The following is a 12,370-nucleotide window of genomic DNA, read 5'->3' as shown; positions in this document are numbered from 1 at the left end:
CGCCCCGCCCAGCCCGGACCGCAGCGCCCATGGATCTCGACTTCACCGGCCGCACCGTCCTCGTCACCGGCGCCGCGACCGGCTTCGGTCGCGCCATCGCCCGCAGCTTCGCCGCGCGCGGCGCCCGGGTCTTCGCCGGCGACAAGGATGCGGCGGGGTTGGCGGAGACCGCCGAGGGGCATCCCGGCATCGCCCCGCGCGTGCTGGACCTGACCGACCGCGCCGCCGCGACCGACTGGGTCGCCGGGATCGAGCGCGAGACGGGCGGCGCGATCGGCGTGCTGGTCAACAATGCCGGCGGCGTGCTCGGCCGCGACTACCACCCCATCGAGGAAGTCGCCTTCGAGGACTGGGACGCGGTGCTGGCGGTCAATCTCTCCGCCGCCTTCACCCTGACCCGCGCGGCCGCGGCGGCGATGAAGCGGGCGGGGACGGGGCGCATCGTCAACATCAGCTCGGGCGCCGGGCTGCGGGCGTCCCGCACCGGGATCCAGGCCTATACCAGCGCCAAGCACGCCATGATCGGCTTCACCCGGCAGATGGCGCAGGAATTCGGCCCGCATGGCGTCACGGTGAACGCCATCGCGCCGGGGCTCTTCGCCGTCTCCGCCGGCACGCGGAAGCAATGGGACGGCTACGGCCCCGAAGGCCAGCAGCGGGTGATCGAGGGCATCGCGCTCCGCCGGATGGGAGAGGCGCAGGACATTGCCAATGCCGTGCTGTTCTTCGCCTCCGACCTCGCCGGCTTCGTCACCGGCCAGGTCCTGCCGGTGAACGGCGGATCCTTCTGAGCCGGAGCGACACGCATGACCGAACGCCGCACCCCGCTGCGCCTGGCCGGCGCCTCCCTGATGGCCGCGCCCGTGGTGTCCCGCGCGCAATCCGGACCCTGGCCCAACCGCCCGGTCCGCGTGGTGGTGCCCTTCGCCACCGGCGGAGGCACCGACATCACCATGCGCCTGCTGGCGCCGAAGCTGGCCGAGATCCTCGGCCAGCCCATCGTCATCGAGAACCGGCCGGGCGGCGGCAGCACCGTCGGCACCGACTTCGTCGCGAAATCCGCCCCGGACGGCTACACCTTCGTGCTCGCCACGCTCTCCTCCACCGGCATCGCCGCCAGCCTCTACGCCAACCTGCCCTACGACCCGGCGAAGGACCTGGCGGCGGTGGCGCCCACCGTCTTCATCCCGATCGCGCTGGCCATCACCCGGCACGGCTGGGATGTCCGCACCCTGCCGGAATTCATCGCCGCGCTGAAGGCGAAGCCGGGCGGCTATTCCTATGGCAGCAGCGGCATCGGCACGACCGGACATATCGCCAGCGCCAATTTCCTGCGCGTCGTCGGCGCCCGGGCCGAGCACGTCCCCTATCGCGGCGGCGGGCAGAGCTTCACCGCCCTGGTCGCCGGCGAGACGCAGTTCACCCACGACATCCCCTCGCTGCTGCGCGGCTTCCACGAAGCCGGCACCGCGCGCGTGCTGTTCACCAACCAGCCGGAGCGCTGGCGCCTGCTGCCGGAGGTGCCGACCGCGGCCGAGCTCGGCCTGCCCGACTACAAGGCCTATTCCTGGTACGGCATCTTCGGCCCGGCCGGCGTGCCGCGCCCGGTGGTGGAGCGCTTCGCCGCGGCGATCGACCAGGCGCTGGCCGATGCGGCGATCACGGCACGGCTCGAGGAGCTCAACACCCCCGCCATGCGCGGCTGGGACCCCGAGCGTTTCGCCCGCTACGTGGTCGAGGAGGTCGAGACCTGGGCGCCGCTGGTGAAGGCCTCGGGCGCCCGGGTCGAATAGGCCACGGGGCCGGGCGGAGCGGCATCGGGGCGCCGTTTCGCGGTTTTCGGACAAAGCCCCCGGGGGATACCCGGCGTGCTGCCCTGCGCCGCGCCCGCCAATAGCCGCTGAGTCGGGGGAAGGGAGCATGGATGCGTCATGTCCCGGATAATATTCCTATACAATGGCAAAGGGAAGCCTTTCCGGCCTGGGCCTCACGGTCCGCTCGCCCAGCGGCGCTCCTCGGCCTGCGGGGCGACCAGCCGCGCCCGGTCGGCCAGGCCCATGGAGTCCCAGGTGCCCGGCAGGTCCTCGGCCGCCGGCAGTTGCCGGGCGATCCGGGCCTGCTCGGTCAGCCGCAACTCGGACCAGAAGCGGGTCAGCCAGGGATGCTGCCGGACGGTCTGCCGCAGCCCGGCCTCCGGGTCGGCCGGCGCGGCAGGCCGATGGCTGGCGGCGACCGGCGTGGGGCTCGGCGCCGGATCGGGCAATGGCTCCATCGCCACCACGCTGGGCGCAGGGGCGGGGGGCGGTTCGGGGCGGGACGGGGTGGCCGGGCGCCCGGCCCGCGGCGGCGAGGCCGGCTTTGCTGCCCGGGCCGACGTGGCACCGGCGCCGAAGCGCTCCGGGTCGAAGAAGCGGTCGAGCGCGGTCACTTGGTTCATCGCCGCGCAGCCCGCGAGCGGCAGGACGAGGCAAAGCAGGAGCAGGATTGGCCGGCTGGTCGATCGCATGGTGTGGCCCATGCCTGCCTAACGAATGACCGGCACGGCGGATGCCTCCGACAGCCCGGGCCAAGAAGGCCCGCCGGACAGGTCCGGCGGGCAGTTTGACTTGAGGGAACGGGAGGAAGGGCTGTCGCCCGGCACCCGTTCTAATCGCCGCGCCACGTCATGGCTGTGCCGCAGCGCACCCTGCCCGCGGCGATCCGATCCCGGCTCCACGCCAATTGCTGCATTGCGAGCGAACTTTCCGCCTTCCGATGGGTTTCGCCCCTGATCGATGCCGGAGGCAGGCTGGATTGGACCGCGTGGCGCCTGCATCCCGGATCCGACCGACCCACCCGCACCGCGCGCCCGCCCGGCGTTGAGGCACCAGATCCATGCCTGTCCTCACCGTCCGCCACGTCACCACCTATCGCTACCGGTCGCCGGTCGCCTTCGGCGAGCACCGCATGATGCTTCGCCCACGCGAGGGCCATGACCAACGGTTGTTCGAGGCGCGGCTGGACATCACCCCGAAGCCCGCCGCACTGCGCTGGCTGCATGACGTCTACGGCAACAGTGTCGCCATCGCCCGCTTCGCCGGCCGCGCCAAGCAACTGGTCTTCGACAGCGAGGTGCGGCTCGACCACCGGCCGCACAATGCGCTCGACTTCCAGATCGAGGATTATGCCCGGACCTTCCCCTTCGCCTACGGGATGGAGGAGGTGCCGGATCTGGCGCGCTCGATCGAGCGGCACTGGCGCGACGACGACCGCGCCGTGGACCGCTGGGCGCGCCGCTTCCTGCGGCAGGACGGGCCGACCGGCACGCTCGACCTGCTGGAGGCGATGACCCACGGCATCAAGCGCGAGCTGACCTATATCCCCCGGCACGAGCGCGGCATCCAGGACCCGGTGAGGACGCTGAAGCTCGGCAGCGGCACCTGCCGCGACTTCGCCGTGCTGATGATGGAGGCGGCGCGCTCGCTCGGCCTTGCCGCCCGTTTCGTCTCCGGGTACCTCTACAGTCCCGGCGCCGAGGGCGAGGCGCGCGTCGGGGCGGGGCCACCCATGCCTGGGCACGGGTCTACCTGCCTGGCGCCGGCTGGGTCGACTTCGACCCCACCAACGGCATCGTCGGCAATCGCGACCTGATCCGCGTCGCCATCGCGCGCGATCCGGCGCATGCGCTGCCCCTGTCCGGAACCTGGACCGGCTTTCCCTCCGACAGCCTCGGCATGACCGTGGACGTCGCCGTCACCAGCGAGGCGAAGCCGGCCGTAGTGCCCCGCGCCCGCGTCACCACGCCTTGATCAGCGCAACAGGAGATCGCGCCATGCAGATCTGCGCCGGCTTCGAGATCGCCTATGACTGCCCCCAGCCGACGCCCATGCTGCTCTCGCTCAGCGTGCATCCGTCCCGCATGCAGGACGTGATCGGCCCGCATGGCATCGCCTTCGACCCCTGGATCGGCGCGACCGACTACCGCGACAGCTTCGGGAACATCTGCACCCGCATCCTGGCCCCGGCCGGCCGGCTGACGATGCGTGCGGAATTCACAGTGCGCGACCCGGGCACCCCGGATGCGGTGGTGCCGGAGGCGATGCAGCACGCGGTGCAGGACCTGCCGGACGAGGTTCTGGTCTTCCTGCTGGGCAGCCGCTATTGCGACACCGACCGACTTTCCGACACCGCCTGGGTCGCTGTTCGGCGGCACGCCGCCGGGCTGGGCGCGGGTGCAGGCGATCTGCGACTACGTCCATGACCGCATCACCTTCGGCTACGAGCATGCCGACGCCACTCGCACCGCCTTCGGCGGCCATACCGATCGCCGCGGCGTCTGCCGGGACTTCGCCCACTTGGCGGTCACGCTCTGCCGCTGCATGAACATCCCGGCGCGCTACTGCACCGGCTATCTCGGCGATATCGGCGTGCCGATCTCGGCACGCGCCGATGGATTTCAGCGCCTGGTTCGAGGTCTACCTCTCCGGCCACTGGCACACCTTCGACGCGCGCCACAACACGCCGCGGATCGGCCGGATCCTGATGGCGCGCGGACGGGACGCGACCGACGTGGCGATCGCCACCACCTTCGGCCCCTGCATCCTGTCCGGCTTTCGCGTCATCACCGACGAGATCGCCCCGCAGCCGATCGCGCAGCCGATGGGGAACTGGTCCGGCGCGCCGCATGGCGACGCCCCGGCCGTCGCCGACGTGCCGGGCGGCCCGGCCTCCCTGTCCCAGGCGCTGTCGGACGATCGCGGCCGGCCGATCGGATGAGCCAGGCGCCGCCCGCAGTCACCGCGCTGAACGAGGGCGGTGCCTCCCGCTACGTGCTGCTCTGCGAGCATGCGTCGAACTTCATCCCGCCGGAGTACGCCTTGCTCGGCCTGCCGGCGACGGAGCTGGGGCGGCACATCGCCTATGACATCGGCGCCGCGAACCTGGCGCGGCGGCTCTCCGCGTTGCTCGACGCGCCGCTCTTCCTCGCTGGCTATTCGCGGCTGCTGATCGACCTGAACCGGCCCTGGCGGGCACCCTCCAGCATCCCGGAGGTCAGCGAGGCGACCGCGATCCCGGGCAATGTCAGCATCGACGCGGCGGAGCGCGCGCGGCGCCAGGCCGCCTGGTTCACGCCCTTCCACGACCGCGTCGCCGCCTTCCTCGGGACCCGGCCCGACGCGGCGGTGATCGGCGTGCACAGCTTCACCCCGGTCTATCTGGGCGAGGCGAGGCCCTGGCACGCCGGCATCCTGTACGGGAAGGCCGCGCGCTTCGGCAGCGCGCTGGTGCGTGCCCTGGCGGCGGACCCGGCGCTGGTGATCGGCGACAACGAGCCCTACCGGATCGACCCGGACTACGACTACACCGTGCCGGTGCATGGCGATGCCGCGGGCCGGGACGCGGTGCTGCTGGAGGTGCGGCAGGACCTGCTGGGCGACGATACGGGCTGCGAGGATTGGGCGAAGCGTCTGGCTGCGGCGCTGCGGTAAGGTAGGGGAGGGAAAAGTATTCCCTCCCCAAGCCCCTCCCTTCCTTTTTGTGAGTCTGGCAGCCGCCGCGCAGCGAGTGCCGACTCCTCGGCTTTCTTCAGGCTGCCGGCGCCACCGACAGCCCACGCACCTTGTGCTTCTCGATGAAGCTGGCGACGAGCCCCGAGGCCTTGGCTTCCTCGACGAAGCCGCTCAGCCATTCGGCCGCGGCGGCATTCTGCCGGTTGGTGCCGATCGCCTGCTGCACCGCCATGAACTGGCCGTCGAGGATGCGCGCGCCCGGCAGCTTCTCGATATCGGTGATCAGCCCCGGCCGGAGCCCGGCATAAACGTCGATCTTCTCGTCGAGGAATTTCGGAAGGCCGCGCCGCCGCCGCCGGGCACCAGCACCAGCTCGGCATTCCTGATGTTGCGCTCGAGCCAGAGCGTATAGGCCGCGCCGGCGCCGCTGCAGATGCGGATGCCCTTGCGGTCCACCTGGTCCATGCTGGTGATGGGCGATCCCGGCGGCACTAGGTAGGTCGCCTCGATCTCGCAATAGGCGGCGGTGAAGCTGATCTTCTCCGCCCGCTGCGGCTCGGCGCCGATATTGGCGATGTCCCAGGCATCGGTGCCGGCGGCGTCGGCGATCTCGTTCGGCCGCGCATAGGGCACCAGCTTCACCGGCACGCCGAGCCGCCGGCCGATCTCTCGCGCCATCTCGGGCGAGACGCCATCCGGCCCGCCATCCGGCGTGCGGCCGGTGACCAGCAGGAAATTGCCCATGTTGATGGCGGCACGGAGAACCCCGGTCGGGGCAAGCTGGGCGACAATCTCGGGGGACATGCGGGGCGTTCCATCGCTGCGGGATTGCGCGCGCGCAGGCCGGGGAGAAGGCCGGCGGCGCCCGTGGGCGCCAGCAGGCACGCCAGCATGGCGCGGCGATGCGGCATCGTCGTTTCCTCCGGCCCTTGCGGCTGGGCCGGGAGATTAGACCCCCTCGGTTCCCGCCCGGCAAGCGACCGGCACCGGCGTCAGGGGCTGCCCTGGCGCCCGCGCGCCATCGGCGGCGAAGACCTGCGCCGCGGTGATGTGCAGCCGGCAGGGTGCGCCGCGCGCCGGCAAGCCGGGCATGGCCTCTCCCGGCATCGCATCCAGCGCCAGGCCGCCGGCCTCCACCACCAGCCGCAGCTCGCCCTCCGCCGTGGCGCGCACCAGCTGCACCACGGCGCCGCCGGTGCCCGGCAGCGCCACCACCTCCCGCGCGCGGAGGTAGGCGGTCGCGCGACCGTCCGGCAGGGCGACCCGCAGCGGCGGCAGGGGCAGCGCGCCGAAGCGCAGGAGGCCGCCCTGCACCTTACCCTCGAGCCGCGTCGCATGGCCGATGAAGCCGGCGACGAAGGGGCTGGCAGGGGCGGCCAGCAGCGCCGGCGGGGCGTCGAACTGCACCACGCGGCCGCGCTCCATCACCGCGACGCGGTCGGCCAGCTCCATCGCCTCCTCCTGGTCGTGCGTCACCAGCAGGGTGGTGAGGCCCAGCCGGTCGTGCAGGGCGCGCAGCCAGCGCCGCACCTCCCGCCGCACCAGCGCATCGAGCGCGCCGAAGGGCTCGTCCAGCAGCAGCAGCCGGGGCGAGATCGCCAGCGCCCGGGCCAGGGCGACGCGCTGCCGCTGGCCGCCGGAGATCTGGTCGGGGTAGCGCCGCTCGAGCTCCGGGATCTGCACCAGCGCCAGCAGCTCCCGCACCTGCCGCGCCAGCTCGGCGCGCGGGGACGCGTGGCGCGCGGGCGGACGCGGAGGCCGAAGGCGACGTTCTCGAAGACCGTCATGTGGCGGAACAGCGCGTAGGTCTGGAAGACGACGCCGATCTGCCGCTCCCGCGCAGGCACGCCGGCCATGTCGCGGCCCGCGATGCGGATCTCCCCGGCATCGGCCCCTTCCAGCCCGGCCAGCGCGCGCAGCAGGGTGGACTTGCCGGAGCCGGAGGGGCCGAGCACGGCGACGAACTCGCCCGTCCCCAGCGCCAGCGAGACGCCGTCGAGCGCGGTGGCGTCGCCGAAGCGGCGGACCAGCCCGCTGACCGCCAGCGTCATGGCGCCGGCCCGGACGCGCGGCCGGTCAGCCGCTGCAGCACCGCCTTCGCCGCCAGCGTCACCAAGCCCAGCAGCGCCAGCAGCGCGGCGACGGCGAAGGCGGCGGCGAACTGGTACTCGTTGTAGAGGATCTCGACATGCAGCGGCATGGTGTTGGTCTGCCCGCGGATATGGCCCGAGACGACGGACACCGCCCCGAACTCACCCATGGCGCGAGCGTTGCAGAGCAGCACACCCGAAAGTAGCGCCCATTTCACGTTGGGCAGCGTCACCCGCCGGAAGCTCTGCCAGCCGGTGGCGCCGAGCGTCGCCGCCGCTTCCTCCTCGGCGCGCCCCTGTTCCTGCATCAGCGGCAGCACGGTGCGGGCGACGAAGGGGAAGGTGACAAACAGGGTCGCCAGCACCAGCCCGGGCAGGGCGAAGACCACCTGGATGCCGTGCTCCCGCAGGGACGGGCCGAGCCAGCCCTGCATGCCGAAGATCAGCACGAAGACCAGCCCGGCGATGACCGGGGAGACCGAGAAGGGCAATTCGATCAGCGCGGTCAGCAGCCGGCGGCCGGGGAATTCGTGCTTGGCGATGCACCATGCCGCGGCCAGCCCGCCGAGGGTGTTGAGCGGCATGGCGAGCGCGGCGACCAGCAGGGTCAGCCGGATCGCGGCCAAGGTGTCGGGCTCGGCGATGGCCTCCCAGGCCACCCGCCAGCCGCGCCGCAGCGCCTCGGTGAACACGGCCGCCAGCGGCAGGCCGAGCAGCAGCAGGCCGACCAGCAGCGCCAGCCCGCCGAGCGCGAGGTGCAGCCAGCGCGGCGGGTCGATGGCCGGGCGGGGCGTCACGCGCGGCCCCGGCGCAGCGCGCGCTGCCACAGGTTCAGCGCCAGCAGCACGGGGAAGGCCAGCAGAAGCATGGCCAAGCCGATCGCCGCGGCGCCGGCATAGTCGAACTGCTCCAGCCGCACCACGATCAGCAGCGGGGCGATCTCGCTGTGCATCGGCATGTTGCCGGCGATGAAGATGACGCTGCCGTATTCGCCGACCGCGCGGGCGAAGGCCAGGCCGAAGCCGGCTAGCAGCGCCGGCAGAAGCGCCGGCAACACCACGCGGACCAGCACCTGCGGCCGCGTCGCGCCAAGCGTCGCCGCGGCCTCCTCCGCCTCGGCGCCGAGGTCGCGCAGCACCGGCTCCACCGTGCGGGTGACGAAGGGCAGGCCGACGAAGACCAGCGCCGCCACCACGCCCCAGGGGGTGAAGGCGACCTTCCAGCCGAAGGCCGCGGCCAGCGGCGCGCCGAGCCAGCCATTCGGCGCGAGGACCGCGGTCAGCGCGATGCCGGCCACCGCGGTAGGCAGGGCGAAGGGCAGGTCGATGGCGGCATCCAGCAGCGCCCGCCCGGGGAAGCGCAGCCGGACGATGGCCCAGGCCAGCAGCAGGCCGAGCGGCAGGTCGATGGCGGCGGCCAGCAGCGCCGCGCCGAAGGACAGCCGCAGAGATGCGAGCACGCGCGGTTCGGTCAGCGACTCCCAGACGCCGAGCGGGCCGAGTTCCCAGGGCCGGATCGCCAGTGCCGCCAGCGGCACCAGCACGATGGCGGAGAGCCAGGCCAGGGTGATGCCGAAGGCGAGGCCGAAACCCGGGATGGCGCGGACCCGGCGTGGCGCGCCGAGGGCGAGCGCCGCGCTCATCGGCCCGGGCGGTAGAGGCGGTCGAAGCTGCCGCCGTCGTTGAAATGCGTGCGCTGCGCCTGGCCCCAGCCGCCGAAGACGGCGTCCACCGTGACGAGGTCCATCGCCGGGAAGCGCGCCGCATTGGCTTCCAGCAGCGCGGGGTCGCGCGGGCGATAGAAGTGCTTCGCCGCCAGCGCCTGGCCCTCCGGCGCGTAGAGGCCACGGAGATAGGCTTCCGCCGCCGCACGCGTGCCGCGGCGATCGACATTCTGGTCCACCACGGCCACCGATGGCTCCGCGAGGATGGAGCGCGGAGGATAGACGATCCCGAGCTTCGCTTCGCGGGAATTCCTGCAGCGCCAGGTGCGCCTCGTTCTCCCAGGCCAGCAGAACGTCGCCCTGGCCGCGCTGGGCGAAGCTGGTGGTGGAACCGCGCGCACCGGTATCCAGCACCGGCACGTTGCGGAAGAGGCTGCCGAGAAACGCCTCTGCCGTCGCGTCGCTGCCGCCGGGCTGGCGCAGCGCCCAGGCCCAGGCGGCGAGGTAGTTCCAGCGGGCGCCGCCGGAGGTCTTCGGGTTCGGCGTGATGACGGCGACGCCGGGCTTCGCGAGGTCGCCCCAGTCACGGATGGATTTCGGGTTCCCCGCCCGCACCAGGAAGACGATGGTGCTGGTATAGGGCGCGCTGTTGTGCGGCAGGCGGCCGATCCAGTCGCGCGCGATCAGCCCGTGTCCGGCGATGGCGTCGATGTCGTAGGCCAGCGCCAGCGTCACGACATCCGCCGGCAGCCCGTCGATCACCGAGCGCGCCTGGCGGCCGGAGCCGCCATGCGAGGTGCTGACGCGCAGCGGCTGCCCGCCGCCGGCCTGCCAGGATCTGGCGAAGCCGGCATTGTACTCGCGGTAGAATTCCCGCGTCGGGTCATAGCTGACATTCAGCAGCTCACGCGGTGCCTGGGCGCGTGCAGCCTGGGCCGCGGGCAGCAGCGGCGCGGCCAGCAGGGCGCGGCGGGCGAGGGATGGTCGGGGCATCGATGCGGCCTCCTCGGCGCCGAGCCTATAATGACATTAGAAATCGGAGAACTTTAAAAATCACGTTGTGAAAGTGACATAAGGCGCGCCCTTGGTGCGCTCCCGGTCGGTCGATTGAACTGCTGCGCCGGCAGGTCCTATGCTCCGCCCAAGGGATGGAAAAGGACGTGGCCATGAACAAGCCGCTCGCGCCGGCACCCGTCGATTACGGCCCGGAAGAGGCCGCGATGCAGGCTTATCTCCGCGCCGGGGAGGTCCGCGCCATGGCGCTCGGCAATCGCGGGCCGATCCGCTTCGACGCCGATGGCCGCATCCATCCCGAGATCCTCGAGGACTATTGGCGCTGCGGCTTCTATGTCTTCGAGGGCGTGGTGAAGCCCGAGGAACTCGCCGATATCGAGGCCGATATCCAGAACATCCTGGCGCGGCTGCCGCGCGAGGCGCGGCGCGCCGGTCGATGCGCAGGGCCGCCCGGCGCTGGCGGCCGACAACAAGGCGCCGACGCTGTTCTGGGCCAGGCCGCTGGGCGATCCGATGGGCGGCACCAGGGCGGCGAATGGCCGGCACCCGGTGAAGATGTTCGAGCCGAAGGCTTCGGAGGGCGCGCCGAAGGAGATCGTCTACCTCATCCTCGGCTCGTTGCAGTTCTCAGAGGCCGCGCTGCGACTCTACGGCCATCCCGGGCTGCTCGCGGTGGCCGCGGCAGTGAACGGCGAGGACTTCGTGCCCTTCAACGAGGCACTCTTCGTCAAGGAGCCGGGCCGCGGCGCCTCCGTCGCCTGGCACCAGGACGGCGTGACGCATTGGGATAGCCCGGAACTCGACCAGGGAACGCATGGCTTCAACTTCATGGCGCAGCTCTATGGCTGCACCGCGGCGAATGGCGTCTGGGTGGTGCCGGGGTCGCACAAGCTGGGCCGGGCCGACATCAAGGCGCGCGTCGCGGCGGCAGGGACAGAGCGGCTGCCTGAGGCGGTGCCGATCCTCTGCGCGCCGGGCGACGTCGCCATCACCAACCGGCAGACCGTGCATGGCAGCTTCGCCAATACCAGCCCGGACTGGCGGGTGACGCTGAACTTCGGCTTTCACCGCCGACGCTCGGTGCTGGGCGTGGAGGGTGGCGGCGTGCACAACGAGCCGGCGGTCTACGATGAGGCGCGCATCCGCGAACGGGCCCGGGTGATCGGCTATGCGATCGATGCGCGGGCGCGGCGCTTCCCGCAGGAGACCCCCTATCGCTACCGGCCGCATCTCGAAGGCGGCGAGACCTGGCGCTGGGACGAGGCGGCGAAGGCGGGGATGCGGGATTACAACCTGCTCGACCTCAGCATCTAGGCTCTCGTCGATGCGGTGAGGCGGGCGAAGGCGTCGGGCAGCGCCGTCGCCTGCGCCTCGGCCAGCACTTCCGGCACCGTGCCCTCGGCGCGCACGCGGCCCTCGGCCAGCATGACCACGCGCGCCTCCTCCGGCACCTCCTCGATCAGGTGGGTCGCCCAGAGCACCGCCAGGCCCTCCGTGCCGCAGAGCCCGCGCACATGCCTGCGCACCGCCGCGCGGCTCGGCATGTCGAGACCCGTCGTCGCCTCGTCCAGCAGCAGCAGCGCCGGCCGCGTCAGCAGCGCCCGCGCCACCTCCGCCCGCCGCCGCTGCCCGCCCGAGAGCGCACGCACCGTGCTGGCGGCGCGGTCGGCCAGCTCCACCCGTTCCAGCTCGTGCATGGCGCGGCGGCGCGATTCGGCACGCGGCAGCCCGTGCAATGCCCCGTGGTACAGCAGGTTCTCGATCACCGAGATGTCGGGATCGAGCGTCGGCTGCTGGAATACCACGCCGAGCCGCGCCAGCGCGGCGCCTGGCTGCTCCCGCATCTCGGTCCCGAAGATCCGCACGCTGCCCGGCGGCGGTGCATCGAACAGTCGGGTGATGAGAGCAAAAGCGTGCTCTTGCCCGCGCCGTTCGGGCCGAGCAGCACGGCGAATTCGCCGGGCATGACGCGGAAGGCGATGTCGTGCAGAACCTGCCGCGCGGCATAGGCGAAGGACAGCCGCGCGACCTCTAGCGCCGGCGCGGCATGGCTGATGGCGTGGATCGCGGTGTCGCTGTGGTGATCCGGACGCATGCTCCGCCTGTCCTCCGCC

16 protein-coding genes and 3 pseudogenes are annotated in these 12,370 nt (G+C 72.1%); 8 read left to right on the top strand and 11 right to left on the bottom strand.

The genetic code is table 11. The features are described 5' to 3' along the window. Positions 1–29: 29 nt before the first annotated feature. Together ACQ86J_RS09925 and ACQ86J_RS09920 are read left to right on the top strand one after the other, a co-directional pair. Positions 30–791 (top strand): SDR family NAD(P)-dependent oxidoreductase, encoded by a 762-nt coding sequence (locus ACQ86J_RS09925; RefSeq protein WP_431270974.1) that lies wholly within the window; start codon positions 30–32, stop codon positions 789–791. 15 nt (positions 792–806) lie between these two features. After that, positions 807–1,793: a Bug family tripartite tricarboxylate transporter substrate binding protein gene (locus ACQ86J_RS09920; RefSeq protein WP_431270973.1), complete on the top strand. Its 987-nt coding sequence runs from the start codon at positions 807–809 to the stop codon at positions 1,791–1,793. Between the two features lie 194 nt (positions 1,794–1,987). Here ACQ86J_RS09920 and ACQ86J_RS09915 read toward each other — a convergent pair whose 3' ends face one another. Then, the gene (locus ACQ86J_RS09915; protein ID WP_431270972.1) at positions 1,988–2,506 is read right to left on the bottom strand and encodes a hypothetical protein; all 519 of its coding nucleotides are present in this window, start codon (positions 2,504–2,506) and stop codon (positions 1,988–1,990) included. A gap of 368 nt (positions 2,507–2,874) precedes the next feature. On the opposite strand from ACQ86J_RS09915, the gene ACQ86J_RS09910 reads away from it, so the two are divergent. The 5 genes and pseudogenes from ACQ86J_RS09910 (at position 2,875) to ACQ86J_RS09890 (ending at position 5,468) form a co-directional block, all read left to right on the top strand. Further along, positions 2,875–3,630 carry a transglutaminase family protein gene (locus tag ACQ86J_RS09910; protein ID WP_431270971.1) on the top strand — a complete coding sequence of 252 codons (756 nt, stop codon included), beginning with the start codon at positions 2,875–2,877 and terminating at the stop codon, positions 3,628–3,630. 181 nt (positions 3,631–3,811) lie between these two features. Further along, complete coding sequence (locus tag ACQ86J_RS09905; protein WP_431270970.1) at positions 3,812–4,240, top strand: hypothetical protein; 429 nt, start codon at positions 3,812–3,814, stop codon at positions 4,238–4,240. Next, positions 4,212–4,340, top strand: a pseudogene (locus ACQ86J_RS09900) (transglutaminase family protein); the annotation flags it as partial. The gene ACQ86J_RS09905 and the pseudogene ACQ86J_RS09900, both read left to right, overlap by 29 nt. Before the next feature lie 88 nt (positions 4,341–4,428). Next, the gene (locus tag ACQ86J_RS09895) at positions 4,429–4,755 is read left to right on the top strand and encodes a hypothetical protein (RefSeq protein ID WP_431272817.1); all 327 of its coding nucleotides are present in this window, start codon (positions 4,429–4,431) and stop codon (positions 4,753–4,755) included. Beyond that, on the top strand, positions 4,752–5,468 hold the full coding sequence (locus ACQ86J_RS09890; RefSeq protein ID WP_431272355.1) for an N-formylglutamate amidohydrolase: 717 nt from the start codon (positions 4,752–4,754) through the stop codon (positions 5,466–5,468). The genes ACQ86J_RS09895 and ACQ86J_RS09890 overlap by 4 nt, the downstream gene beginning before the upstream one ends. A gap of 97 nt (positions 5,469–5,565) precedes the next feature. Here ACQ86J_RS09890 and ACQ86J_RS09885 read toward each other — a convergent pair whose 3' ends face one another. The 8 genes and pseudogenes from ACQ86J_RS09885 to ACQ86J_RS09850 form a co-directional block, all read right to left on the bottom strand. After that, on the bottom strand, positions 5,566–5,721 hold the full coding sequence (locus ACQ86J_RS09885; protein WP_431270969.1) for a hypothetical protein: 156 nt from the start codon (positions 5,719–5,721) through the stop codon (positions 5,566–5,568). Between the two features lie 50 nt (positions 5,722–5,771). Further along, positions 5,772–6,293 (bottom strand): transporter substrate-binding domain-containing protein, encoded by a 522-nt coding sequence (locus tag ACQ86J_RS09880; RefSeq protein WP_431270968.1) that lies wholly within the window; start codon positions 6,291–6,293, stop codon positions 5,772–5,774. A 144-nt stretch (positions 6,294–6,437) separates the two neighbouring features. Beyond that, the gene (locus ACQ86J_RS09875; RefSeq protein ID WP_431270967.1) at positions 6,438–7,193 is read right to left on the bottom strand and encodes a sulfate/molybdate ABC transporter ATP-binding protein; all 756 of its coding nucleotides are present in this window, start codon (positions 7,191–7,193) and stop codon (positions 6,438–6,440) included. Between the two features lie 95 nt (positions 7,194–7,288). Then, positions 7,289–7,540, bottom strand: a pseudogene (locus ACQ86J_RS09870) (ATP-binding cassette domain-containing protein); the annotation flags it as partial. Continuing rightward, positions 7,537–8,376: a sulfate ABC transporter permease subunit CysW gene (cysW, locus tag ACQ86J_RS09865; RefSeq protein ID WP_431270966.1), complete on the bottom strand. Its 840-nt coding sequence runs from the start codon at positions 8,374–8,376 to the stop codon at positions 7,537–7,539. The gene cysW and the pseudogene ACQ86J_RS09870, both read right to left, overlap by 4 nt. Next, on the bottom strand, positions 8,373–9,221 hold the full coding sequence (cysT, locus tag ACQ86J_RS09860) for a sulfate ABC transporter permease subunit CysT (protein ID WP_431270965.1): 849 nt from the start codon (positions 9,219–9,221) through the stop codon (positions 8,373–8,375). Before cysT ends, cysW begins: the two co-directional genes overlap by 4 nt. Further along, positions 9,218–10,235: pseudogene (locus ACQ86J_RS09855) on the bottom strand (sulfate ABC transporter substrate-binding protein). Before ACQ86J_RS09855 ends, cysT begins: the two are co-directional and overlap by 4 nt. Before the next feature lie 137 nt (positions 10,236–10,372). Then, positions 10,373–10,780 (bottom strand): hypothetical protein, encoded by a 408-nt coding sequence (locus ACQ86J_RS09850; RefSeq protein WP_431270964.1) that lies wholly within the window; start codon positions 10,778–10,780, stop codon positions 10,373–10,375. On the opposite strand from ACQ86J_RS09850, the gene ACQ86J_RS09845 reads away from it, so the two are divergent. After that, positions 10,770–11,570 carry a phytanoyl-CoA dioxygenase family protein gene (locus tag ACQ86J_RS09845; RefSeq protein ID WP_431270963.1) on the top strand — a complete coding sequence of 267 codons (801 nt, stop codon included), beginning with the start codon at positions 10,770–10,772 and terminating at the stop codon, positions 11,568–11,570. The genes ACQ86J_RS09850 and ACQ86J_RS09845 overlap by 11 nt on opposite strands. Here ACQ86J_RS09845 and ACQ86J_RS09840 read toward each other — a convergent pair. Next, positions 11,567–12,100, bottom strand: coding sequence for an ATP-binding cassette domain-containing protein (locus ACQ86J_RS09840; RefSeq protein ID WP_431270962.1), 534 nt, complete (start codon positions 12,098–12,100; stop codon positions 11,567–11,569). The genes ACQ86J_RS09845 and ACQ86J_RS09840 overlap by 4 nt on opposite strands. After that, positions 12,019–12,351 carry an ATP-binding cassette domain-containing protein gene (locus ACQ86J_RS09835; RefSeq protein WP_431270961.1) on the bottom strand — a complete coding sequence of 111 codons (333 nt, stop codon included), beginning with the start codon at positions 12,349–12,351 and terminating at the stop codon, positions 12,019–12,021. The genes ACQ86J_RS09840 and ACQ86J_RS09835 overlap by 82 nt, the downstream gene beginning before the upstream one ends. Positions 12,352–12,370: the final 19 nt, after the last annotated feature.

It is taken from the genome of Dankookia sp. P2, from assembly GCF_050632255.1.
Taxonomy (GTDB): Bacteria; Pseudomonadota; Alphaproteobacteria; order Acetobacterales; family Acetobacteraceae; genus Paracraurococcus.
This window is presented reverse-complemented; position numbering and strand designations above follow the sequence as displayed.

What these genes read in the sequence shown, in the direction of transcription:
- ACQ86J_RS09835 (WP_431270961.1), bottom strand. Translation starts at nt 12,351, where the DNA reads ATGCGTCCGGATCACCACAGCGACACCGCGATCCACGCCATCAGCCAT.
- ACQ86J_RS09845 (WP_431270963.1), top strand. Translation starts at nt 10,770, where the DNA reads ATGGGCGGCACCAGGGCGGCGAATGGCCGGCACCCGGTGAAGATGTTC.
- ACQ86J_RS09905 (WP_431270970.1), top strand. Translation starts at nt 3,812, where the DNA reads ATGCAGATCTGCGCCGGCTTCGAGATCGCCTATGACTGCCCCCAGCCG.
- ACQ86J_RS09840 (WP_431270962.1), bottom strand. Translation starts at nt 12,100, where the DNA reads ATGCGGGAGCAGCCAGGCGCCGCGCTGGCGCGGCTCGGCGTGGTATTC.
- ACQ86J_RS09895 (WP_431272817.1), top strand. Translation starts at nt 4,429, where the DNA reads ATGGATTTCAGCGCCTGGTTCGAGGTCTACCTCTCCGGCCACTGGCAC.
- cysT (WP_431270965.1), bottom strand. Translation starts at nt 9,221, where the DNA reads ATGAGCGCGGCGCTCGCCCTCGGCGCGCCACGCCGGGTCCGCGCCATC.
- ACQ86J_RS09890 (WP_431272355.1), top strand. Translation starts at nt 4,752, where the DNA reads ATGAGCCAGGCGCCGCCCGCAGTCACCGCGCTGAACGAGGGCGGTGCC.
- ACQ86J_RS09880 (WP_431270968.1), bottom strand. Translation starts at nt 6,293, where the DNA reads ATGTCCCCCGAGATTGTCGCCCAGCTTGCCCCGACCGGGGTTCTCCGT.
- ACQ86J_RS09925 (WP_431270974.1), top strand. Translation starts at nt 30, where the DNA reads ATGGATCTCGACTTCACCGGCCGCACCGTCCTCGTCACCGGCGCCGCG.
- ACQ86J_RS09885 (WP_431270969.1), bottom strand. Translation starts at nt 5,721, where the DNA reads ATGGCGGTGCAGCAGGCGATCGGCACCAACCGGCAGAATGCCGCCGCG.
- ACQ86J_RS09920 (WP_431270973.1), top strand. Translation starts at nt 807, where the DNA reads ATGACCGAACGCCGCACCCCGCTGCGCCTGGCCGGCGCCTCCCTGATG.
- ACQ86J_RS09915 (WP_431270972.1), bottom strand. Translation starts at nt 2,506, where the DNA reads ATGCGATCGACCAGCCGGCCAATCCTGCTCCTGCTTTGCCTCGTCCTG.
- ACQ86J_RS09910 (WP_431270971.1), top strand. Translation starts at nt 2,875, where the DNA reads ATGCCTGTCCTCACCGTCCGCCACGTCACCACCTATCGCTACCGGTCG.